The organism is Methylobacterium sp. AC832, assembly GCF_979256025.1.
This window is the reverse complement of sequence record NZ_CEEDMV010000007.1, coordinates 89,953-112,310: the sequence shown is the minus strand read 5'-3', so window position 1 is coordinate 112,310 and position 22,358 is coordinate 89,953. Positions and strand designations below refer to the sequence as shown.

At 66.6% G+C, this 22,358-nt stretch carries 26 protein-coding genes; 7 read left to right on the top strand and 19 right to left on the bottom strand.

Annotated features, from left to right (window positions below):
• The first annotated feature begins 32 nt into the window (after positions 1 to 32).
• The 7 genes from AC0IXR_RS20600 (at position 33) to AC0IXR_RS20570 (ending at position 10,864) form a co-directional block, all read left to right on the top strand.
• Positions 33 to 1,487: a CheR family methyltransferase gene (locus tag AC0IXR_RS20600; protein WP_471761940.1), complete on the top strand. Its 1,455-nt coding sequence runs from the start codon at positions 33 to 35 to the stop codon at positions 1,485 to 1,487.
• Complete coding sequence (locus tag AC0IXR_RS20595; RefSeq protein WP_311276721.1) at positions 1,484 to 2,068, top strand: chemotaxis protein CheW; 585 nt, start codon at positions 1,484 to 1,486, stop codon at positions 2,066 to 2,068. The genes AC0IXR_RS20600 and AC0IXR_RS20595 overlap by 4 nt, the downstream gene beginning before the upstream one ends.
• Before the next feature lie 55 nt (positions 2,069 to 2,123).
• Entirely contained in the window at positions 2,124 to 3,794 is a 1,671-nt protein-coding gene (locus AC0IXR_RS20590; protein WP_056427397.1) for a methyl-accepting chemotaxis protein, read from the top strand.
• 26 nt (positions 3,795 to 3,820) lie between these two features.
• Positions 3,821 to 6,124, top strand: a complete 2,304-nt coding sequence (locus tag AC0IXR_RS20585) for a hybrid sensor histidine kinase/response regulator (protein ID WP_471761939.1) — start codon at positions 3,821 to 3,823, stop codon at positions 6,122 to 6,124.
• Positions 6,125 to 6,189: 65 nt separating this feature from the next.
• Positions 6,190 to 7,263, top strand: coding sequence for a chemotaxis-specific protein-glutamate methyltransferase CheB (gene cheB, locus AC0IXR_RS20580; protein ID WP_471762007.1), 1,074 nt, complete (start codon positions 6,190 to 6,192; stop codon positions 7,261 to 7,263).
• Positions 7,260 to 8,996, top strand: a complete 1,737-nt coding sequence (locus AC0IXR_RS20575; RefSeq protein WP_471761938.1) for a response regulator — start codon at positions 7,260 to 7,262, stop codon at positions 8,994 to 8,996. The genes cheB and AC0IXR_RS20575 overlap by 4 nt, the downstream gene beginning before the upstream one ends.
• A gap of 2 nt (positions 8,997 to 8,998) precedes the next feature.
• Positions 8,999 to 10,864 (top strand): response regulator, encoded by a 1,866-nt coding sequence (locus AC0IXR_RS20570; RefSeq protein ID WP_471761937.1) that lies wholly within the window; start codon positions 8,999 to 9,001, stop codon positions 10,862 to 10,864.
• 135 nt (positions 10,865 to 10,999) lie between these two features.
• Here AC0IXR_RS20570 and rplQ read toward each other — a convergent pair whose 3' ends face one another.
• The 19 genes from rplQ to rpmC form a co-directional block, all read right to left on the bottom strand.
• Positions 11,000 to 11,410 (bottom strand): 50S ribosomal protein L17, encoded by a 411-nt coding sequence (rplQ, locus tag AC0IXR_RS20565; RefSeq protein ID WP_018044203.1) that lies wholly within the window; start codon positions 11,408 to 11,410, stop codon positions 11,000 to 11,002.
• Between the two features lie 189 nt (positions 11,411 to 11,599).
• A complete protein-coding gene (locus AC0IXR_RS20560; protein WP_200919091.1) occupies positions 11,600 to 12,637 on the bottom strand; it encodes a DNA-directed RNA polymerase subunit alpha in 1,038 nt (345 codons plus the stop codon).
• Between the two features lie 101 nt (positions 12,638 to 12,738).
• Positions 12,739 to 13,614 carry an MBL fold metallo-hydrolase gene (locus tag AC0IXR_RS20555; protein WP_471761936.1) on the bottom strand — a complete coding sequence of 292 codons (876 nt, stop codon included), beginning with the start codon at positions 13,612 to 13,614 and terminating at the stop codon, positions 12,739 to 12,741.
• A gap of 44 nt (positions 13,615 to 13,658) precedes the next feature.
• On the bottom strand, positions 13,659 to 14,048 hold the full coding sequence (gene rpsK / locus AC0IXR_RS20550; RefSeq protein WP_018044206.1) for a 30S ribosomal protein S11: 390 nt from the start codon (positions 14,046 to 14,048) through the stop codon (positions 13,659 to 13,661).
• A 171-nt stretch (positions 14,049 to 14,219) separates the two neighbouring features.
• The gene (gene rpsM, locus AC0IXR_RS20545) at positions 14,220 to 14,588 is read right to left on the bottom strand and encodes a 30S ribosomal protein S13 (RefSeq protein ID WP_018044207.1); all 369 of its coding nucleotides are present in this window, start codon (positions 14,586 to 14,588) and stop codon (positions 14,220 to 14,222) included.
• Between the two features lie 209 nt (positions 14,589 to 14,797).
• Positions 14,798 to 15,400, bottom strand: coding sequence for an adenylate kinase (locus tag AC0IXR_RS20540; protein ID WP_471761935.1), 603 nt, complete (start codon positions 15,398 to 15,400; stop codon positions 14,798 to 14,800).
• A gap of 117 nt (positions 15,401 to 15,517) precedes the next feature.
• A complete protein-coding gene (gene secY, locus AC0IXR_RS20535) occupies positions 15,518 to 16,855 on the bottom strand; it encodes a preprotein translocase subunit SecY (RefSeq protein ID WP_471761934.1) in 1,338 nt (445 codons plus the stop codon).
• Between the two features lie 149 nt (positions 16,856 to 17,004).
• Positions 17,005 to 17,502, bottom strand: coding sequence for a 50S ribosomal protein L15 (gene rplO, locus AC0IXR_RS20530; RefSeq protein WP_207412098.1), 498 nt, complete (start codon positions 17,500 to 17,502; stop codon positions 17,005 to 17,007).
• A gap of 11 nt (positions 17,503 to 17,513) precedes the next feature.
• Entirely contained in the window at positions 17,514 to 17,705 is a 192-nt protein-coding gene (gene rpmD, locus AC0IXR_RS20525; protein ID WP_018044211.1) for a 50S ribosomal protein L30, read from the bottom strand.
• A 12-nt stretch (positions 17,706 to 17,717) separates the two neighbouring features.
• Positions 17,718 to 18,305 (bottom strand): 30S ribosomal protein S5, encoded by a 588-nt coding sequence (gene rpsE, locus AC0IXR_RS20520; RefSeq protein WP_018044212.1) that lies wholly within the window; start codon positions 18,303 to 18,305, stop codon positions 17,718 to 17,720.
• 93 nt (positions 18,306 to 18,398) lie between these two features.
• The gene (gene rplR, locus AC0IXR_RS20515) at positions 18,399 to 18,761 is read right to left on the bottom strand and encodes a 50S ribosomal protein L18 (RefSeq protein WP_018044213.1); all 363 of its coding nucleotides are present in this window, start codon (positions 18,759 to 18,761) and stop codon (positions 18,399 to 18,401) included.
• Positions 18,762 to 18,773: 12 nt separating this feature from the next.
• Positions 18,774 to 19,307 (bottom strand): 50S ribosomal protein L6, encoded by a 534-nt coding sequence (gene rplF / locus AC0IXR_RS20510; RefSeq protein ID WP_056427377.1) that lies wholly within the window; start codon positions 19,305 to 19,307, stop codon positions 18,774 to 18,776.
• Between the two features lie 22 nt (positions 19,308 to 19,329).
• Positions 19,330 to 19,725 (bottom strand): 30S ribosomal protein S8, encoded by a 396-nt coding sequence (gene rpsH, locus AC0IXR_RS20505; protein ID WP_056427374.1) that lies wholly within the window; start codon positions 19,723 to 19,725, stop codon positions 19,330 to 19,332.
• 12 nt (positions 19,726 to 19,737) lie between these two features.
• Entirely contained in the window at positions 19,738 to 20,043 is a 306-nt protein-coding gene (rpsN, locus tag AC0IXR_RS20500) for a 30S ribosomal protein S14 (protein ID WP_207412099.1), read from the bottom strand.
• A 39-nt stretch (positions 20,044 to 20,082) separates the two neighbouring features.
• Positions 20,083 to 20,649 (bottom strand): 50S ribosomal protein L5, encoded by a 567-nt coding sequence (gene rplE / locus AC0IXR_RS20495; protein WP_056427367.1) that lies wholly within the window; start codon positions 20,647 to 20,649, stop codon positions 20,083 to 20,085.
• Positions 20,642 to 20,959, bottom strand: coding sequence for a 50S ribosomal protein L24 (gene rplX / locus AC0IXR_RS20490; protein ID WP_018044218.1), 318 nt, complete (start codon positions 20,957 to 20,959; stop codon positions 20,642 to 20,644). Before rplX ends, rplE begins: the two co-directional genes overlap by 8 nt.
• Positions 20,959 to 21,327 (bottom strand): 50S ribosomal protein L14, encoded by a 369-nt coding sequence (gene rplN, locus AC0IXR_RS20485; RefSeq protein WP_018044219.1) that lies wholly within the window; start codon positions 21,325 to 21,327, stop codon positions 20,959 to 20,961. Before rplN ends, rplX begins: the two co-directional genes overlap by 1 nt.
• A gap of 538 nt (positions 21,328 to 21,865) precedes the next feature.
• Positions 21,866 to 22,132 (bottom strand): 30S ribosomal protein S17, encoded by a 267-nt coding sequence (gene rpsQ / locus AC0IXR_RS20480; protein ID WP_056427364.1) that lies wholly within the window; start codon positions 22,130 to 22,132, stop codon positions 21,866 to 21,868.
• A gap of 10 nt (positions 22,133 to 22,142) precedes the next feature.
• On the bottom strand, positions 22,143 to 22,358 hold the full coding sequence (gene rpmC, locus AC0IXR_RS20475) for a 50S ribosomal protein L29 (RefSeq protein WP_018044221.1): 216 nt from the start codon (positions 22,356 to 22,358) through the stop codon (positions 22,143 to 22,145).

The window sequence follows — 22,358 nt, the reverse complement described above, 5'->3', positions numbered from 1 at the left end:
CTGACAGTGGTTCTGTCTGGGAAGTCCGCCGCATGAAGCGCCCGGTGCGTGCCGTCGCGGAGATCGATCCGGGGTTTCCCGCCCTCAAGGACAAGGTGATCGCCCGGACGGGGCATCACTACTACGCAGACAAGGACGATCTACTCTTCGACCGGTTGCGCAAGCGCTTCAAGGCCTGCCGCCTTGCCGATTCCCGGGCCTATCTCGCACATCTCGACGGCGAGGCCACCGGACCGGCGGAATGGGCCGCCCTGGAGGCCGAGATCACCATCGGCGAGACCTTCTTCTTCCGCTACGCCGAGCAGTTCGCGGCGTTGCGCGGGACCATCCTGCCCGGCCTGATCGCCGCGCGGGCGGAGGCGAAGTCCCTGCGGATCTGGAGCGCCGGCTGTTCCACCGGGGCGGAGCCCTATTCCATCGCGATCCTGATCCACGAACTCCTCGGCGATGCGCTGCACGAGTGGCGGATCGACATCACCGGCACGGATATCAGCACCGAAGCGCTGGCGACGGCGCGGGCGGCGCTGTTCGGGCGTTGGGCCCTGCGGACATTGCCGCCGGAAGAGCATGCCCGCTACTTCGTCTGCGGCCCTTCGGTGCCGGGGATCGCGCGCGAGGGCAGCTTCACCCTGCGGCCCGAGTTTCGAAGGATGGTGCGCTTCGAGCACCACAACCTGATGAGTCTGCTCGACGGTACGGCGCCGTCGCATTTCGCCGATTTCGACCTCATCCTCTGCCGCAACGTGCTGATCTACTTTCAGGCCGATGCTGTCCTCGGAATCGTGCGCGCCCTGGGACGCCGGCTTGTGCCGGATGGCTGGTTGCTCATCGGCCATGCCGAGCCGAACCCGGCCTTCGCCGGCACGCTGCAGCCCATGAACCTGCCCGGTACGGTGGCCTACCGACCGCTCGGCGGCGATGCCGTCGCCGTCACGCCTCCCGCGCCGCCCATCGTCCTGCCCCCGGTGACGGTCGCGGAGCCGTTTCCCCCCGTCGTCGAACTGCCGCGATTCGTCCCGCTTCCACCCCCCGTCGTCGAGACCATCCCGCCGCTCGCGGAGCCCGTCGAAGCCGAAGATCCGGACACGGTTCTCGATGCGATCCGGGCTTTGGGGGATTCCGGTCGGATCGCCGAGGGCTGGCGCATGGTCCGCGATGCCCTCCTCGCCACGCCCACGGACGCGCGACTCCACTACTATGACGGGCTTCTCGCCTATGGGCTCGGGCGCGAGGCCGAGGCCGAGCGGGCATTGCGCGGGGCACTCTATCTCGACCGGAGCTTCGCGATGGCGCATTACCAGCTCGGCCTTCTGCTCGCCGCCATCGGCCGGCACGCGGAGGCGGATCGCGCCTTCGACAACGCCATCCGCTTCGGCCGGGCCCAGCCGTCCGACGCCTCCGTGGCGGAAGGAGACGGCCTGACCGCCGGGCAACTGGTCGCCAATGCCGATGCCGCCCGCATGCGCATGAGGAAACCCGTATCGTGATCGAACCGCCCGCCGGGACTGCCGAGGTCGATCCCTACGTGGCCACCCTCCTCGCCGAGCGCACCGTGGCCCTGGCCCGCCGTGGACGGGAGAGCACGGCTCGGGTCGCGATGACGCCCTTCCTCGTCTGCCAGTCGGGCGACGATCGCTACGGCCTGCCCCTGGAGGCGGTGGCGCAGGTGGTGCCGGCCCGTTCCTATACGCCGGTGCCGGGGGCGCCGGCGGAGCTGCTGGGTCTTATCGCCCTGTCCGGTCGCGTCGTCAGCGTCCTCAGCCTGTCCGGTGCGCTGCGGCGACCGGTCTCGGCCAGGCCTGGCGACATGCCGGCCTCGGCCGGACATATCCTCGTGCTTCGCGGAGGGATCATGCCGCTCGCCCTCGCCGTCGACCGGGTTCTCGCGGTCAGCGATGTGGACGGCGCCTTCGCGAGTGCCCCGCTTCATCTCGGCGGCTTGGGTGCGGACGCGGTTTCGGGCTATGCACCGGCACCCGGCCAGGACGCCGCCCGCCAGGGCGGCGAGGCCGGCTTCGTCGTCATCGATCTGCCGCGCCTCCTGCGGCGATACCTGCCTCAAAGCTGACGGTAAGGCTCATCCGGGCCTTTCCCCGTCGAGCGGTTTCGGAGCATCGCCAAGCGTGTCGATCTCGATTGGAAAACGGATCCTCTTCGGCTTCGTCGTCGTCACCCTGGTGATGGTCGGACTGGGCGCCTATGCGCTGAGCCAGATCGGGGCCGTCCGCGACAACACGACGACGATCGTCTCGCGGGACCTCACCATCGCGCGCAAGCTCGACGATCTCGGCAACAAGTCTCGTGACCTCGGCAACCTTCGGCGCAACGGCGTGATCGCCGCGCTGATGCGCAACCGGCCCGATACCGAGATCGCCGCGATCATCGACACCTGGCGCCGCGTCGCCTCCGAATCCGAGGCTATCCTCGTCGATACCGTCCGCACCGCCGACGGCTATTCCGCGACGGCGCCGTCGCCGGAGCGTGCCGCGATCTGGAAGAGGCTCGGTGAATCCGCGACTATTGCCGCCACGGATTTCCGGAAGCTGCGGACCGCCAGCGAAGTTCAGCTTTCCGCCATCGCGGCCAAGGATGTCGATGGGGTGGAGGCTCGCAACTCCGATCTGAACCGCCTGCAGGACGAGTTCCTGCGCGATCTCGACCGCACCCGCGACCTGCTCGATCAGGGGATCGATGCCGGTCAGCGCCGGGCTACCGACATCTACGAGCGCAGCCTCGTTTCCATCGTGCTCATCCTCGCCTTGTGCGTTCTTCTGAGCATCGTGGTCACCGGCCTCATCCGCCGGGGCGTGGTGAAGCCCCTCGAAGAGGTCATGGCCTTCGCCGAGCAGGTCGGATCGGGCGACCTGACCCGCACCCTCGACCGTACGGGGGGCGACGAGATCGGCCGTCTCGCATCGACCTTGAACAGAATGGTTTCGGGCCTTGCCGACCTCGCCCGGACCAATCGGGCGGCCACGTCCGACCTCAATGCCGCCGCCGCCGAGATCCGCGCTTCCGCCCAGGAACAGGCGGCCAGCGTCGAGGAGCAATTCGCAGCGGTGCAGGAGACCGCCGCCACGGTCGACGAGATCACCCATTCCGGAGCCCAGATCGGCAAGCGCGCGAGCGAGGTGATCGCTACGGCCCAATCCACCGCGCAGATCTCGCGGGCAGGCCTCAGGGCTGTCGCCGATACGGCCAAGGCCATGGATGCCATCCGCGAGCAGGCGGAGGCCGTCGCCGGCAATATCGTATCCCTCAGCGAGAAGACCCAGGCGATCGGCGAGATCATCACCACCGTCAACGACATCTCGGAGCGCACCCATCTGCTGGCGCTCAACGCGGCGATCGAAGCGGCGGCGGCGGGCGAGAGCGGCCGGAGCTTCGCCGTGGTCGCCTCGGAGATGAAGCTTTTGGCCGATCAGGCTAAGGCGGCGACCGCGCAGGTGCGCACCATCCTGTCGGAGATCCAGAGGGGCATCAACACCTCGGTCATGCTCACCGAAGAGGCGGTCAAGCGCACGAGCACGGGCAAGGCCCGCTCGGACACGACCCAGCGGACCATCGAGGAGATCACCGCCAAGGTCGAGGAGAGCGTCCAGACCTTCCAGCAGATCGTCGCCTCCACCAACCAGCAGCAACTCGGAATCGAGCAGGTGATGGGGGCCCTCCAGAACATCCGGCAGGCGAGCCAGCAGACCGCCGCCGGGACCCGTGAGGTGGAAGCGGCCTCCGCCAATCTCACCGAACTCGCCCAGGCGCTCCTGACGCTCGCCGACCGATACCGGCACTGAGGGGAGAGGCCGGGCGACCGCCACCCATGGATATCCGCCAGCAACTCCTCGCGGCCTTCGAGGTCGAGCATCGCGAACATATCGACGCGATCCGCGCCGCCCTGGCCGGTGCGGCCGGGGACGTGCCTCCCGACTGGAACGACGTGTTCCGCCGGGCACACAGCCTGAAGGGCGCCTCGCGGGCCGTGGACCTGCCGAAGGTCGAAGCCGTGGCGCATCGGCTCGAGACCCTGTTCGAGCGGATCGTCGCCGGTGACGGCACCCTCGACCGGGAGGCGACGGGCGCCGTCCATCTCGCCCTGGACCGGATCGAAGCCTATGTCGCCGCGCTCAAGGGCGAAGCGGACCCGGCCATGCCGGCGGATGCGCTCGCGTCCCTCGACCGCTGCCTCGCCGGGCCGTCCCCGGCTCAGCCTAACCCTCCCGCCGCTCCCGTCGAGCCCCCTCCTCGGCAGCCCGGTCCACCGGCGGAGAGTGTTCCGGCGCAAGCGGGACTGCAGAAACCTGCATCGACTCCCACCGAGCCCGGCAGCGATCCGGGAGTGCTCCTGCGCGTGCCGGCGGATGCGGTGGAGGCGCTCACGCGGGCCTCGCATGAGCTCGCCAGCGCCCTCGGGGCGGAATCCGCGGTGGGCGAAGGTCTGGCTCGGCTCCAGCGGGATGCCGCCGCCCTCGGGCGCCGGGCCGAGAGCCTTCGCGGGAGCAAGGCGCAATCCGGTACGACCCGGCCTCGCCCCTCCGATGCCGAGACGGCGGAATCCGCCCTCGACGCCATGAGAGCGGAGCTGCGCGGCTTCGAGACGGCGCTCCTCGCGCTCGCCCGCGATGCGGCGCAGCTCGCCCAGATCCGCACCGGAATCATCGCCTCGGCGGAAGCGGCCTCCACCCGGATCGGGCGGGAGGCCGAGCGCCTGACCCTCGTGCCGGCCGAGACCGTCTTCGGTGCGTTTCCGCGTGCGCTCCGCGACATGGCGCGAGAATCCGGTCGTGAGATCGACGTCGTCGCGCGCGGTCTCGATCTGCCCGTCGACCGCGCCATGCTGCAATCGCTGAAGGACCCGGTCCTCCACGCCCTGCGCAACGCCCTGAGCCACGGCGCGGAGACGCCCGAGCAGCGTGAACGCCAGGGCAAGCCGCCCGCACTTTCGATCACCCTCGACATCGCCGTGCGCGGCGGCCGGCTCGTCCTCGGCATCCATGACGACGGGCGCGGGCCGGACCTGCGCGCCATCGAGGCGACGGCGCGAGCGCGGGGCCTGATCGGGGCCGGCGACGGCGACCCCGATACCCTTCTGGCGCTGGTGTTCGAGCCCGGCTTCTCCACCGCCTCCGCCGTCGATACCCTGTCCGGCCGGGGCATCGGCCTCTCCGTCGTCGCCGACGCGGTCCGACGTCTCGGGGGCAGCGTCCGGCTCGAGCCGCGTGTTCCGGCCGGGACGTCGCTGATCATGCATCTGCCGCTTTCGGCGGCGCGGCGGACCTTGCTGCTGGTCGATGTCGGTGCCTTGCTCTTCGCCCTGCCGAGCGCCAGCGTGGAACGTCTCCTGCGCCTCGACCGGTCGAGCCTCTACACCGCCATGGGTAGGATCATGGTGCGTCTGCCGAGGGAGCGCGGCGAGGATCTGTCCCTTCCCCTCGTGGATCTGGCGAGCCTCGTCGGGGTGACGGGCGAGGAGAGCCGCCCGGGCGAGGGACACACGGTGACGGCGGTGCTGATGCGCTCGGGCGGCCGGTCATGGGTGCTGCGGATCGATGCCTTGCGCGACGTCCGAAACCTCCTCGTTCTGCCGGCGCCGCCGATCGGCGCGGATCCGCGCCTGATCTCGGGCACCGTCGTCCTGGGCGGCGATACGCCGGTTCTCGTCCTCGATCCCGACGGCCTCGCGGCGCGTGCGACCGAGACGAATCACGCTGCGCCCGAGCCTGTTGAAGACCGCACCGGAACAGCCGCGCTCCCGCGACGTTCGACGATCCTGGTCGTTGACGATTCCATCACCACGCGAACCTTGGAGAAGGGCATTCTGGAATCGGCGGGCTACCGCGTCGTCGTCTGCGTCGACGGGCAGGATGCGCTCGACCGCCTCCGCGCCGGGATCGAGCATGTGGATCTCGTCGTGGCCGATGTGGAGATGCCGCGCCTCGACGGGTTCGGCCTGCTGAAAGCCCTGCGGGCGGACGAGTCTTTCGCCCGCCTTCCCCTCATCCTGATGACCTCGCGGGGGGATGCCGACGATGTCGCACGGGGGCTCGGTCTCGGCGCGGATGCTTATCTGACGAAACAGACGTTCGACCAGCGCCAGCTTCTCGATACGATCGGGCAATTGTTGTGAGTGACACCGAACAGAGATCCGTCGAGGCGTCTCAGATCACGAGACAGGGCGCCCGCCTGCGCGTGATGCTGGTGGAGGATTCCCTCGTGGTGCGGGAGCTGTTGCGCCACATCGTCGGCCGCGATCCGCGCCTGGAAGTGGTGGCGGCGGTCGCCTCCGGCGAAGAGGCGCTCGCAGCACTCTCCACTGCCCGCCCCGACGTCATCTCGATGGATATACGCCTCCCCGGCATCGACGGGCTGGAGACCACGCGCCGGATCATGGCCGAGCGGCCGACGCCGATCGTGGTCATCGCCGATTCGGTGGAGGATTCCTCCCTGCGCATCTCCATGAACGCGCTGCGCGCCGGTGCGCTCTCCGTCGTCGAAAAGCCGGTGGCGACGACGAATGCCGGCTACGACGCCGTTTCCACCGAGATCTGCACGCAGCTGCGCATCATGGCCGAGGTGCCGGTGATCCGTCGCCGGCCGATCGGCTCGGAATGGGCCGGACGCCGGTCGGCCGCCCTGTCGCCGTCGGACTTCGCCGCGCCCTCGGCCGCCTCGGACGCCGCGAGCGTTCTGGCCATCGCCGCCTCCACCGGCGGCCCGCCTGCCCTCGCCCGCGTCATCGGCGGGTTGCCGGATGGGTTTCCGCTCCCGATCCTCGTGGTCCAGCATATGGGGGCGGCCTTCATGGAAGGCTTCGCTTCCTGGCTGAACGGCGTCGTCTCCCTGCCGGTGAGGCTCGCCGCCGATGGCGAGCGGGCCGAACCGGGCCATGTCTACGTGGCACCGGGCGACAGGCACCTCGAATGGGCGCCCGGCGGAAACCTCCGCCTCCTGGATGCTGCGCCCGTCGGCGGCCAACGCCCGGCCGCCACCGTCATGTTCGCCTCGGTGGCCCGCCATGCCGGCGCGCGCGGCATCGGTGTGCTCCTCACCGGCATGGGCGAGGATGGCGCCATGGGCCTTCTGGCCATGCGCCAGGCCGGCGCCCAGACCGTTGCCGAGCACGAGAGTACCGCAGTGGTGTTCGGCATGCCGGCGGCGGCGATCCGCCTTTCGGGAGCCTCCGCGATCCTCCCGCTCGACCGGGTCGCGCCTCATCTCGTCCGGCTCGCTCTCCCGGGCCTCGCCGCGGCGGACCCCTTCGCATGAGCGGGACCGGCATACCCGACGAGACTGCACCCCGGCCTCGCATCCTGCTGGTGGAGGATTCCGAGACGCAGGCGCTGGAACTGCGGCTGCTCCTGGAGAGCCACGGCTTTTCGGTGGAGCGCTGTCCCACGGCCGAAATGGCCCTCGACCATCTCAATACCCGCCTGCCCGACCTCGTCGTGGCCGACCACCACCTGCCGGGAATGAACGGCGACGAGTTCACCCGTCAGCTGCGCCTGTCGCTCCGTACCCGTGCTCTCCCCCTGCTGATGCTCACGGGCGCCCGCGACGGTGAACGCCAGGGGCTGGAGAGTGGTGCCGACGCCTATGTGGCGAAATCCGCCGACCGGGACATCCTGATCCTGCGCATCCGTGCCCTCCTGCGCGAGCGTCATGGCGGTAGCGCCCCCGGCGACGGGCCGGGCGTGTCGGCGTTCCGGCGCGGACGCGTTCTGGTGGTCGATGGCAGTGCGACCTATCGCACCTTCCTCGCCGGCCTCCTGGCGCATGAGGGCCACGAGGTCCGTACCGCCGCCACCCACGATTCCGCCCTCGCCGCCCTCGACGAGGCCGACGCCGCCTTCGATTGCGTGACCATCGACCTCCTCGGCCCCGCCTATGACGGCCTCGCCCTATGCAGGGCCATCGACCGCCGCCGGGCGGCCGGGATCGAGGCGCGGGAGGCGGGAGCGCCGACGTTCCACCTCGTCGGCATCGCCGGCAGCGCGCCGGCCAAGGATTTCCTGGTGGAAGCCTACGCTGCGGGGGCCGACGACGTGGTCTCGAAGGCCGATGGCGAAGTCCTCGTCATCCGCGTCAGGGGCCTGGTCCGGCGCAAGCTTCTGGAAGAAGACGACCGTCGCATCGCCGGCGAGTTCGGTGCTCGCGAGCGCGCCCTCGAACGCGCGCGTGCCGAGGCCGAGGCGGCCGAGGCGCGTGCCGCTCTGGCGGGTGCCCTCGAACAGGCCAACCAGGATCTCGCCACCGCCAACCGCAAGCTCACGGATGCCCAGGCCAAGCTGGTCCAGGCCGCCAAGATGGCGTCCCTCGGCGAGCTCGTGGCGGGCATCGCCCATGAGATCAACAATCCCCTCGCCTTCATCCTCGCGCATCAGGGCACGGTCGAGCGCCTGCTCGGCGAGATCGCGGATTCCGAGGCGGAACTCGCGTCGCACCGGTCGCTCGCCAAGTGCCGCGACCGTGTCGGCTCCATGCGCCTGGGCCTCACGCGTATCCAGGATCTCGTCCTGAACCTGCGCAAGTTCTCGCGGCTCGACGAAGGTGAGCGCACCCTCGTCAACGTACCCGAATCGATCGAGACGGTGCTGGCACTGATCCAGCACAAGCTCGGGACACGAATTACCGTCGAACGCGACTTCTCGGGCCGGCCCGAGATCCATTGCACCCCCGCCCTCCTCAATCAGGTCGTCATGAACATCCTCGGCAATGCCGCCGATGCCATGCCGGAATCCGGCACCATCTCCATCGTCACCCAGGAATTGCCCGAGACGGACGTGATCCGCATCAGCGATACCGGGCCCGGTATTCCCGAGACCCTGCGGGAAAAGATATTCGAGCCCTTCTTCACGACGAAACCCGTCGGTTCGGGCACGGGGCTAGGTCTTGCGATTGCGTATAGCGTGGTTCAAGCGCATAGCGGCTCGCTTAGCGTGGAGACGGCCGAAGGGGGGGGAGCCTGTTTCGTGATCGGCATTCCGCGACAGGCAGCGTAGACATGGCCAAAGGCACGATTCTCGCCGTCGATGACGAGCCGGACATCCTGATTGCCCTCGAAGACCTGTTCGAGGACGACTACACCGTCATCACCACGACGAAGCCGTCGGAAGCGCTCGACATCCTCCGGGCGAGCCCGGACATCGCCGTGATCCTGTCCGACCAGCGGATGCCGGGCATTACCGGCGACGCCATGCTGGCCGAGGCACGGGGCTTCCACGACGCACAGGCGATCCTCCTCACCGGCTATGCCGATATGAGCGCCGTCATCGCCGCGCTCAACCGGGGAGGCATCACCGGCTACGTCACGAAGCCGTGGGACCCCGTCCTGCTGCGCTCCACCGTCCGCCAGGCCTTCGAACGGCACAGCCTCGCCCGCGACCTCGCCACCGAGCGCGCCCTCCTGCTCGGGCTCCTCGACAACGCGGAAGACGCCATCGCCTTCAAAGACGTGGAGGGACGATTCATTCGTCTCAACGCGCGGAAGGCCAGCCGGCTCGGCCACACCGTCGCCGAATGCCTCGGACGCACCAGGGACGAGATCGAAGGTACGCCCAACGGCGAAAGCGCCACGCGTGACGCCGACCGCGCCGCCATCGCGAGTGGGAGCATTTCAGAGACCGTGTCCGCCGAAGGCCCGGTCGGGGCGGAGCGGTGGAGCCATGTCACCCGCGTGCCGATTCGCGGTGCCGCCGGCGCCATCACCCATCTGGCGACGATCGAACGGGACGTGACCGAACAGAAGAATCTCGAGGCACGACTCCGCCAGTCGGACAAGATGCAGGCGCTCGGCACCCTCGCCGGCGGGATCGCGCACGACTTCAACAATCTCCTCACGGCGATCCTCGGCAGCCTCGAACTCGTGGGCCCCAAGATCGTCGACCAGCCAAGGGTCCAGCGCCTCGTCACCAACGCGGCACAGGCCGCGCAACGCGGCGCATCCCTGACGAAGCGGCTTCTCAGCTTCAGCCGCGCGCGCGACCTGCGCCCTCGCTCGGTCGACGTGAATGCCCTGGTCGCCGGAATGGACGTATTGCTCAAGGGCAGCCTAGGCGGTCTCGTCACGGTGACGACCGATCTCGACGCCGTGCATCCGGCGGCCATCGTCGATCCCGATCAGCTGGAACTCGCCATTCTCAACCTCTGCATCAACGCGCGTGACGCCATGCCGGAGGGGGGAACGATCTCCATCGCCACGGGCGCGGCGCGAGTGACCGACGACCCTGACTTGGCGGCGGGCGACTACGTGATCGTGGCGATCAGCGATACGGGGATGGGTATCCCACCCGAGATCCTGGCGCGGGTCTGCGAACCGTTCTTCACCACCAAATCGATCGGACAGGGCACCGGGCTCGGCCTCGCGATGGTGTTCGGGCTGACCCAGCAGTCGCAGGGCAAGCTCCGCATCACCAGCGACGTGGGCAAGGGCACGCGGGTCGATCTGTTCCTCCCCCGTGCGGAGGCGGCCGAGGAAAAGACCCAGCGCGCCGCCGTGACGGCCATGGGGGCTGCGAGCCCGGCGCGCATCCTCGTGGTGGACGACGATGCCGAGGTCCGCCACGTCACCGCGTCCTTCCTCAGCACGTTCGGTTACACCGAGACCGAGGCGGCCGATGGGGCGGCGGCGGTCGCCCTGCTGGAGCGCGCCTCGTTCGATCTCATCGTGGCGGATCTCGCCATGCCGGGGATGACGGGTGTCGAACTCGCGGAAATCGTAAGGCGGCGCTGGTCCGACGTTCCCATCCTCATTGTCACCGGACATGCGGAGGCGATCCCGATCCCCGACGATCTGCCTGTTCTGCGTAAGCCCTTCGATTCGGCCGACCTGGCGGCACTGGTCTCCGGGATGCTCGTCGCAGACGCGTGAGATCAACACGTCCCCTCCCCCGAGACTCGCTGCGGGTCATGGGGGGCGGGGCACCGATATTCCCATCCCGTAGAGATCATGAAAAAAGGCGGCCTCTCGGCCGCCTTTTCGTCGTCTGATGGGTGAAGCTGAGGCTTACGCCGCGTCGGAGACCTGCGACGGACCCGAATCCAGGCCGCGGGCATCGACATCGCGATCGACGAACTCGATCACGGCGAGCGGAGCATTGTCGCCGTAACGGAAGCCGGCCTTCATGATGCGGCAGTAGCCGCCCGGACGCGCATTGTAGCGCGGGCCGAGGACGGCGAAGAGCTTGCGGACCATGGCCTCGTCGCGGATCTGCGACATGGCGAGGCGGCGCGTATGCAGGCTGTCGATCTTGCCGAGGGTGATCAGCTTTTCGATGACCGGACGCAGATCCTTGGCCTTCGGAAGCGTGGTGATGATCTGCTCGTGCTTGATCAGCGCGGCGGACATGTTGGCGAACATCGCCTTACGGTGTTCGGTGGTGCGGTTGAAGCGACGACCGCGAAATCCATGACGCATTTGGCTGTTCCTTGCTTATCTGGCCGCCGTGCCACGGTACGGCCGAGCGCCCCATGATCGGGGCTGTTCATTCCGCATGACCCCGCGGCGGGATTCTGTTTGCTGGGAAGCTTGCCGAACCCGGCCCGCCTCATTCGCCGCGTCATTCCGGGCTCTGCTGCGCAGCCCCGGAATGACGTCGTATGTCGGCTAGTAGTGCTCTTCGAAGCGCTTGGCGAGGTCTTCGATGTTCTCCGGCGGCCAGCCTGGGATGTCCATGCCGAGATGGAGACCCATCGCGGCCAGCACTTCCTTGATCTCGTTCAGCGACTTGCGGCCGAAATTCGGGGTGCGCAGCATCTCGCCCTCCGACTTCTGGATGAGGTCGCCGATATAGACGATGTTGTCGTTCTTCAGGCAGTTCGCCGAACGCACCGACAGTTCGAGCTCGTCGACCTTCTTGAGCAGGGCCGGGTTGAAGGGGAGCTGCGGCGCGAGCGGCTGCGCCTCTTCCTTGCGGGGCTCCTCGAAGTTCACGAACACCTGGAGCTGGTCCTGGATGATGCGAGCGGCATAAGCCAGCGCATCTTCCGGCGACACGGCGCCATTGGTCTCGATCGTCATCGTCAGCTTGTCCTTGTCGAGATCCTGGCCCTCGCGGGTGGTCTCGATGCGGTAGGACACCTTGGTGACGGGCGAGAACAGCGCATCGACCGGGATGAGGCCGATAGGGGCATCCTCGGGACGGTTGCGCTCGGCCGGGACGTAGCCCTTGCCGGTGGCGACGGTGAATTCCATCCGGATCTCGGCGCCGTCATCGAGGGTGCAGATGACGAGGTCGGGATTGAGGATCTGGATGTCGCCAACGGCGGCGATATCGCCGGCAGTCACGGTGCCGGGGCCGGTCTTGCGCAGCGTCAGGCGCTTGGGGGCTTCCGTCTGCGACCGGATCGCGATGGTCTTGATGTTGAGAACGATGTCGGTCACGTCCTCACGCACGCCGGGGATCGACGAGAATTCGTGGAGAACGCCGTCGATCTGGACCGAGGTCACGGCCGCGCCCTGGAGCGACGACAGCAGGACCCGGCGAAGGGAGTTGCCGAGGGTGGTGCCGAAGCCGCGCTCGAGGGGCTCGGCGACGACGGTGGCGACCCGCTTGGGGTCGTGCCCGGTCGAAACCTGGAGCTTGTTCGGCTTGATGAGCTCTTGCCAGTTCTTCTGTATGACCACGGTCCTACCTCTCGCAATTCCGACACGAGCCACTGACGTGGTCGGTCCCTGAGCCCTTCCCGCGCATCGCCTTGCACGGCTCGGTCTCGAAAAACATGTGCCCGCGAAGCGGCGGGCGGTTAGTGGGCCGCGACCCAAAGTTCCGGGACGAAGCTGTAAGCCCCTCCATCCCGCGCCACGTAGCCCAGCGCCGGAAACTCCAGATGTCCGCCGGTGACGAAGGTTCTCTCGCTCGAGACTTCGTCCAGCATCCGCTCGCGCACCGCCCTCGCCTCGTCCGGATCGACGTCGAAGACCATCGTGGCCTCCGGACGTTTGAACTGGATCGCCGGCAGATGGATGATGTCGGCCCACATCAGAAGCGATGCCGAGCCCGACACGATACGAAAACCCGTATGGCCCGGCGTATGCCCCGGCAGGGCGACCGCCGTGATGCCCGGAAGGACCTCACCGCCGGTCATCGTCCGCACGCGACCGGAATACGGCGCCACCGCCTTCTGGGCGTTCTCGAAATACGGGCGGGCCCCCTCGGGAGCCCGCGAGATCGCATCGTCCGCCAGCCAATGGGCGGCTTCGGCCTGATGAAGGACGAGTTCCGCGTTGGCATAGGCGGCCGACCCATCCTCATGGATCAAGCCACCGGCATGGTCGGGGTGAAGATGCGTGAGCAGCACCGTCTCGATATCGTCCGGGCGGATACCCGTAGCGGCAAGAGCCGTGGGGACCCGACCGAGCGTATCGCCACCGAAATGGCCCATCCCCGAATCGATGAGGATCGGCTTCCGACCGGGCGCTTCGATCAGATAGGCGTTCAGCGTGATCCGAGGGGCCTGCGCGCGAAAGCCGGCCGCCTGAAGCGAGCCGGCCTCGTCCGCCCCGATCCCGGTGACGAGATCGAGGGAGCCTTGAAGGTAACCGTCATTCAGAACGGTGACGGTCAGATCGCCAAGGCTCCAGCGCAACACGCCGGGGAGCGCCTTCACGGCATCGGACACACGCTTCTCCGCTTTCAAACCCAAGGGCAGATAGACGAATCGACTTAGACGCGACGACGCTTGCGCGGACGGCAGCCGTTATGCGGGATCGACGTCACGTCGCGGATCGAGGTGACGGTGAAGCCGGCGGCCTGTAGCGCGCGAAGAGCGGATTCACGGCCCGAACCGGGACCGGACACCTCGACCTCGAGCGTACGCATGCCGTGCTCGGAAGCTTTGCGGGCGGCGTCTTCGGCAGCGACCTGGGCGGCGTAAGGGGTCGACTTACGCGAACCCTTGAAGCCCATGGCGCCAGCGGACGACCAGGAGATGGTGTTGCCCTGCGCGTCGGTGATGGTGATCATCGTGTTGTTGAACGAGGCGTTCACATGGGCCACGCCCGACACGATGTTCTTGCGTTCGCGGCGGCGAATGCGGGTTGCTTCCTTAGCCATTGTCTCTCGTCTCGTCCTTCAGGCGCGCCCGTCATTCCAGGCGCTCGGGATTTTTGCGGTGCTGGCAGCGCGGCTCTGGATGACCGTGCCGCCATACGGGCTGCCGATAGCGGGCCACCCGGCGCGATAGAAGGGAGGCAGAGCGAAGCACTGCCTCCCAACCTCGAAAAATTACTTCTTCTTGCCGGCGATCGGCTTCGACTTGCCCTTGCGGGTGCGCGCATTGGTATGCGTACGCTGGCCGCGGACGGGCAGATTGCGGCGGTGACGGAGGCCGCGGTAGCAGCCGAGATCCATCAGGCGCTTGATGTTCATCGACACTTCGCGGCGCAGATCGCCCTCGACGATGTAATCGCGGTCGATCGTCTCGCGGATCGACAGCACTTCGGCGTCGGTCAGCTGGTTCACGCGGCGCTCGGCGGGAATGCCGACCTTGCCGGTGATCTCTTCGGCCTTCTTCGCGCCGATGCCGTGAATATACTGGAGCGCGATGACGACGCGCTTGTTGGTCGGGATGTTGACGCCTGCGATACGGGCCAAGGTCTACTCCATCGGGCGCTCGGACGCTGCGGTCCGGCCCTGCTGTGTCACGCGCGTCCGGTGGAGGCCGGCCCCTGCGCGCCGCCCATAACGACAAATCGGCCCGCAGCGTCTCTTGAACCGAGACACTCCAGACCCATTGCGTATGGACGAATAACGGCCTGCTAGCGCGGGCCGCCGATCTTGTCAACGTCCATCGGACGGTAAATTCAGGAAGCGGTCGCGCTGGCCAACGGTTCGAGCACGGCCATCACATCGCTTGTGACCTCATCGACCGGATTCATCCCGTCGATGGTCCGGAGCATGCCGAGGCTCGAATAATAAGCCGAGAGCGGCGCGGTCTGTGCCCGGAAGGCGGCGAGGCGCGTCTTGAACACGTCGGGGGTGTCGTCCTTCCGCACCGGCTCTCCACGAGCGGCGGTCTCGGCGGCCCGCTTGGCAATGCGGCCCACGAGGATTTCCTCGTTCACCGCGAATTCGATCACGGCATCCAGGGACAGGTTCTTGTCGGCCAGCATCCTGTCGAGGGCAGCTGCCTGCTCCACCGTGCGGGGGAAACCGTCGAGGATGAAGCCCGGGCGCGCATCGGCCTCTTCGATCCGGTCGGCGACGATCCCCACCACCACGGAATCCGGGACCAGGCCGCCGCTCTCCATGATCGACTTCGCTTCGAGTCCGACCGGGGTGCCTGCGGCCACCGCAGCGCGCAGCATGTCGCCAGTGGAAAGCTGCGGAATGCCGAAACGCTCGACGATTCGGGCCGACTGGGTTCCCTTACCGGCACCAGGTGGTCCGAGCAGAATGATCCGCATAGCGTCGTTGTCCTCGTCCGGTGGCCGCATCGGGCGTTATGGTTCGGGCATCATGGGCGTAGAGAGGCGATGCCTGGACCGGCATCGCCCCGATCGATCGAGCTCGTCGAGCCGGCTTCAGCGACGACGCGTGGCGCCGCGCAGCTTCGCCTTCTTCACGAGGCCCTCATACTGGTGGGCCATCAGATGGCCGTGGACCTGGGCCACCGTATCCATCGTCACGGAGACGACGATGAGGAGCGAGGTACCGCCGAACCCGAGGCTCGCCGATGCGTAGGAGGCCAGGATCTCCGGCACAAGGCAGACAAAGGTCAAATACAGCGCGCCGATCAACGTGATGCGCGTCAGAACCTTGTCGATGAACGTCGCCGTGCGCTCGCCCGGACGAATGCCGGGAATGAAGCCGCCCTGCTTCTTCAGATTGTCCGCCGTCTCCTGCGGGTTGAAGACCACCGCCGTGTAGAAGAAGGCGAAGAAGATGATCAGCGCCGCGTAGAGAACCATGTAGAGCGGCCGGCCATGGCCGAGATAGGTGGTGATCGTCGCCAGCAAGCCGGTGCCGCCGTTATTGGCCGAGAAGCTCGCCACGGTGGCGGGAAGCAGCAGCAGCGACGAGGCGAAGATCGGCGGGATCACGCCGGCCGTGTTCAGCTTCAGCGGCAGGAACGAGGTCTGACCCTCGTACATGCGGTTACCAACCTGGCGCTTGGGGTAGTTGATCAGGAGCCGGCGCTGAGCCCGCTCCATGAACACGATGAAGTAGACGAGGGCGATGGCGGCAAAGCCGACGCCGAGGATGACGGCCGCGGACAGCGCACCGGTCCGGCTCAGCTCGAGGGCTCCCACGATGGCGGTGGGCAGATGCGCGACGATGCCGGCGAAGATGATCAGCGACGACCCGTTACCGATGCCGCGTGATGTGATCTGCTCGCCGATCCACATCAGGAACAGCGTTCCGCCCGTGAGCGTGATCACCGTGGACAGGATGAAGAACGGTCCCGGATCGATCGCGGCGCTCGAACTCTGCAAGCCGAAGGCGATGCCCCAGCTCTGAACCAGTGCCAGCACGACCGTGAGGTAGCGGGTGTATTGGTTGATGACCTTCCGGCCGGACTCACCCTCCTTCTTCAGCGATTCGAGGCTCGGGATCACCGAGGTGAGAAGCTGAATGATGATGGAGGCCGAGATGTACGGCATGATGTTGAGCGCGAAGATCGCCATGCGCTCGACGGCACCGCCGGAGAACATGTTGAACAAGCCGAGCACGCCACCGGCCTGCTGCTGGAAGTTCCGCGCGAATTGCTCGGGGTCGATGCCGGGAATCGGGATGTAGGTGCCGAGCCGGAAAACGACGAGCGCACCCAGCGTGAACCAGATCCGCTTCTTGAGCTCGTCGGCCTTGGCGATGGCCCCGAAATTGAGGTTCGCGGCAAGCTGCTCGGCGGCTGAGGCCATGGCACCGGTTCCTGAGATCGATCCAGATGGGGGATTGAAGGACCCCCGAACAAACTGAAACGGCGGCCACGCGCAGGTCGCACGGGCCGCCGCTCAGAGCTTCGACTTAAAGTCTGCTCCGACGCTACGCAACAGCGGCGTCGGAGGACTTACTCCGCGGACGGCTTGCCGCGGGTGGAGATGCCGGCACCGTAAGCGACGTTCACCGAACCGCCGATCTTCTCGACAGCCTCGACGGCCGACTTCGAAGCGCGGGTGACCTCGAAGGAGAGCTTCGCGGTCAGTTCGCCGACGCCGAGCAGCTTCACGCCGTCACGGGGACGGGCGATGATGCCGGCGGCGATGAGGGTCTCCACCGTGACCACGGCGGAAGCATCGAGACGGCCGGCATCGACAGCCTGCTGGACGCGTCCGAGGTTCACCTCGTTCAGGTCCGTGGAGTACAGGTTGTTGAAGCCGCGCTTGGGCAGGCGACGGTGAAGCGGCATCTGACCGCCCTCGAAGCCCTTGATCGAGACGCCGGTACGGGCCTTCTGACCCTTGACGCCGCGACCAGCGGTCTTGCCCTTGCCGGAGCCGATGCCCCGGCCGACGCGCATCCGGTTCTTGGTTGCGCCGTCGTTATCGTGGATTTCGTTCAGTTTCATGATGCCCTCCCTCAGGCCGCGTCGTCGAGGACGCGCACGAGGTGATGCACCTTGCGGATCATGCCGCGCACGGAGGGAGTATCCTCCAGCGTAGCGACCCGGTGCAGCTTGTTGAGCTTAAGGCCGATCAGCGTCGCACGCTGGTCGCCCTCGCGGCGGATCGGCGAGCCGATCTGCTCGACGCGAAGAGTCTTTGTTGCCATTGCACCCTCCCCTTAAGCGACTGCGGCTTCGGACAGGTCCGACGGATCGGCATCGCGACGGCGAGCCTGAAGCGTCGACACCTTGAGACCACGACGGGCCGCGACGGCGCGCGGGCTGTCCTCGTTCTTCAGCGCCTCGAAGGTGGCGCGGACGAGGTTGTAGGGGTTCGACGAACCGAGCGACTTCGCCACGACGTCCTGCATGCCCAGCGTCTCGAAGACGGCGCGCATCGGACCGCCGGCGATGATGCCGGTACCCTGCGGCGCAGCGCGGAGGATGACCTTACCCGCACCGTGACGTCCGTAGACGTCGTGGTGAAGGGTACGACCTTCGCGCAGAGCGACGCGGACGAGACCGCGCTTGGCAGCTTCCGTTGCCTTGCGGATCGCCTCAGGCACTTCGCGCGCCTTACCGTGGCCGAAGCCGACGCGACCCTTCTGGTCGCCGACGACGACGAGAGCAGCGAAGCCGAAGCGACGACCACCCTTCACCACCTTGGCGACGCGGTTGATGTGGACGAGCTTGTCCACGAATTCGCTGTCGCGCTCCTCGCGCTCATCGCGGCGGCCGCGGCCCCCGCCTTCCCGTTCACGTGCCATGTTTAAATCCTGTCTCACTGACGCGGGCGGCGGAGCCCGCTCGCTTGATAGCTTGTCCGAGGGACGGCCTGCGCCGCCCCTCCCCGCCTGGTCTTAGAACTCGAGGCCACCCTCACGGGCGGCGTCGGCGAGCGCCTTGACGCGCCCGTGATAGATGTAGCCCGAACGGTCGAAGATCACCTTGGTGACTCCGGCAGCCTTGGCGCGCTCGGCGACGAGCTTGCCGACGGCCGCGGCCGCTGCCGTATCGGCACCGGTCTTCAGGCCCGAGCGGAGATCCTTGTCGAGGGTCGAAGCGGCGGCGAGAGTCTTGCCCTCGGCGTCGTCGATGACCTGGACGTAGATCTGCTTGGAGGAACGGAACACCGAAAGCCGGGGCCGTCCATTCGCCGCCGCCCGCAGCGCGCGGCGCACACGCGCCTTGCGGCGGTCGAGTGCATCGATTTTGCGTGACATGATGGCCGGCCCTTACTTCTTCTTGCCTTCCTTGCGGAAGATGAACTCACCCGCGTACCGCACGCCCTTGCCCTTGTAGGGCTCGGGACCACGATAGTCGCGAATCTCGGCTGCCACCTGTCCCACCACCTGCCGGTCGATGCCGGAGATGACGATCTCGGTGGGCTTGGGCACCGCGATCGTGATCCCGACGGGGATCTCGTACTCGATGTCGTGGCTGTAGCCGAGGGAGAGCTTGAGGGCCTTGCCGGCCATGGCGGCACGATAGCCGACGCCGGTGATCTCGAGCTTCTTCTCGAAACCCTTGGAGACGCCCTCGACGAGGTTCGCCACCTGGGCCCGGGAGGTGCCCCACAGCGAGCGGGCCTCCTTGGTCTGGTTCTTGGGCAGCACCGAGACGGCGCCGTCCTCGAACTTCACGTCCACCACGTTGGGGACGATATACTGGAGCTCGCCCTTGGAGCCCTTCATCTTCACCGTTTGACCGGTCACCGTGGCCGTCACACCGGACGGGACGGGAACGGGCTTCTTGCCTACGCGAGACATAGCCTTTCCTCCAAGTCCGAGATCAGAACACCTTGCAGAGCACTTCGCCGCCAACGTTGCGCTCACGCGCCTCGTGGTCGGCCATGACGCCCTGCGGGGTGGACACGATGGTGACGCCGAGGCCGTCGGCGACGCGGGGAAGTTCGCTCACGGCCGAATAGACGCGGCGGCCGGGCTTCGAAACGCGCTGGATCGAGCGGATGACGGGCTGGCCGTCATAGTACTTGAGCTCGATCGAGAACTCGGTACGGCCGTTGCCGAAATCGGTCGTTGCGTAATCGCGGATGTAGCCCTCAGCCTTGAGGACGTCGAGAACGCTTGCACGGAGACGCGAGCCGGGCGTCTGAACGACGTTGCGGCGGCGCATCTGGCCGTTGCGGATGCGGGTGAGCATATCACCCACGGGATCGTTGACCATGGTGCCTGCTCCTTACCAGCTCGACTTGACCAGACCGGGAATGAGACCCCGGTTGCCAAGTTCCCGAAGCGCCACACGCGAGATGCCCATCTTGCGGTAGAAGGCGCGGGGACGTCCCGTCATGCCGCAGCGATTGCGGATACGGGTCGCCGACGAGTTGCGGGGCAGTTCCGCGAGCTTGAGGCGAGCTTCGAAGCGCTCCTCCATCTCGAGGCTTTCGTTATTGGCGGTCGCAAGGAGGGCCTTACGCTTGGCGGCGAACCGCTTCACCAGTTCCTTGCGGTGATTATTCTTCTCGACTGAGCTTTTCTTTGCCATGTCTCTCTCCAGTGTCCGCGTCTAAGCGCTTTTCAGCACTTACTGCCGGAACGGGAATCGGAATTGCGAGAGGAGCGCACGTGCCTCGGCATCGGTACGGGCCGATGTCTGGATCACGATGTCCATGCCCCAGGTGGCATCGGCCTTGTCGTAGGAGATCTCGGGGAACACCAGGTGTTCCTTGAGGCCCAACGCGTAATTGCCGTTGCCGTCGAACGAACGGGGGTTCAGGCCGCGGAAGTCACGAACGCGCGGAAGCGCGATGGTGATCAGGCGGTCCATGAATTCGTACATCCGGTGCTTGCGCAGGGTGACCTTGCAGCCGATCGGCATGCCTTCGCGGACCTTGAAGGTCGCGATGGCCTTGCGGGCCTTGGTGATGACCGGCTTCTGGCCGGCGATCAGCGCAAGGTCGCCGGCGGCGATGGAGGCCTTCTTGGAATCAGCGGTGGATTCGCCGACGCCCATGTTGATCACGATCTTCTCGATGACCGGAACCTGCATGGGGTTCTTGTAGCCGAACTCTTCGATCAGCTTCTGGCGGACGACCTCATCGTAGTGCTTGCGCAGACGAGGGGTGTACGCGTCGTTATTCTTCTCAGCCATCGATCAGATCCCCCGAGCGCTTGGCGAACCGGACCTTGCGGCCGTCGTCGAGAATGCGGAAACCAACGCGCGTCGGCTGACCGTCTTTCGGGTCGGCGATCGCGATGTTGGACAGATGAATCGCGGCTTCCTTGGAGATGATGCCGCCTTCCTGGTTCTGCGTCTGCTTCTGGTGCTTCTTGACCAGATTGACCCCGCGCACGAGCGCACGGTCTTCCTTCGGCATCACCTGGATGACCTCGCCGGAACGACCTTTGTCGCGACCGGTGAGAATGACGACCTTGTCGCCCTTCTTGACCTTGGCAGCCATCACAGCACCTCCGGAGCGAGCGAGATGATCTTCATGTGGTTCCGGGCGCGCAACTCGCGCGGCACGGGTCCGAAGATACGGGTGCCGATCGGCTCTTTCTGATTGTTGATCAGGACAGCGGCGTTCTTGTCGAACCGGATCACGGATCCGTCGGCGCGCTTCACTTCCTTGGCGGTGCGAACGACGACGGCCTTCATGACGTCGCCCTTCTTCACGCGGCCGCGGGGAATGGCCTCCTTCACCGAGACGACGATGATATCGCCGACACCGGCATACTTGCGCTTCGACCCGCCGAGAACCTTGATGCACATCACGCGACGCGCACCAGAATTGTCGGCGACGTCCAGATTCGTCTGCATCTGGATCACGAGAGTGACCTTTCCTTGTTTCAGACGGGTTTCCGCACACGGACGGTATTGTCCGGCGGACGACGTCTGATGGGGATCTGATGTCCCCGGCTCATATAGAAGGACCGCGCATTCGGCGTTTCTCAACGCCGGCGCGGTCACCGCGGTCCAGGGTGCGAACACCCTTTTGCATGTCGCGAAGGACGGCCTATTACTAGAGAGGGAAGCGCTGCGCAAGAGCAAAGACGCGCAGCTGCGCTGCAGACAGCAATCCAGACCGGGTCTTCATGAAAGTGCCCGAGCGGCCGTCTCCGTCGCCGACAGCCATCCTGACGGGCACCGTCGGTGGTACGCGTGGAATGGTGGAACCGAACGCGCGGCGGAACTGAACAGGTGTTCGCGGTCGAAGCCAAATGTTGCGAGTGCGCTTCATCGGCCGTGAGGGGCGACCGCCAGTGGGCCTTGCGTCTCGATGAATCGCTGGTTCTTCGCGACTCGACATAAGACGCAAAAAAGCGGGCGCAGAAACTGCGCCCGCTTTAACAACACTGCATCGGTCTCACGCTTCGGCGGAAGGTGATTCCACGGTGGCAGCGCCACCTTCGATGAGCTTCCAGGTCTTGGTCTTCGAGAACGGACGGCACTCTTCGATCGACACGGTCTGGCCGACCTTGGCGACGTTCGTCTCGTCGTGGGCGTGGTAGTTCTTCGAACGACGGACGGTCTTCTTCATCACCGGATGGGTGAAGCGACGCTCCACCTTCACGACGATGGTCTTCTCGCCCTTGTCGCTGACGACGACGCCCTGCAATACGCGCTTCGGCATGGTGTACTCCTCAGGCCTGCGCGGACTTCAGCGTCTTCTGACGCTGGAGAGTGCGAACGCGGGCGATATCGCGGCGGACCTCACGGACGCGGGCGACGTTCTCGAGCTGGCCGGTGGCGCCCTGGAAGCGCAGGTTAAACTGCTCCTTCTTCAGGTTCAGCAGCTCATCGTTCAGCTGATCGGGCGACAGGGCGGCCAGATCCGACTGTCTCTGTGACGACTTCAT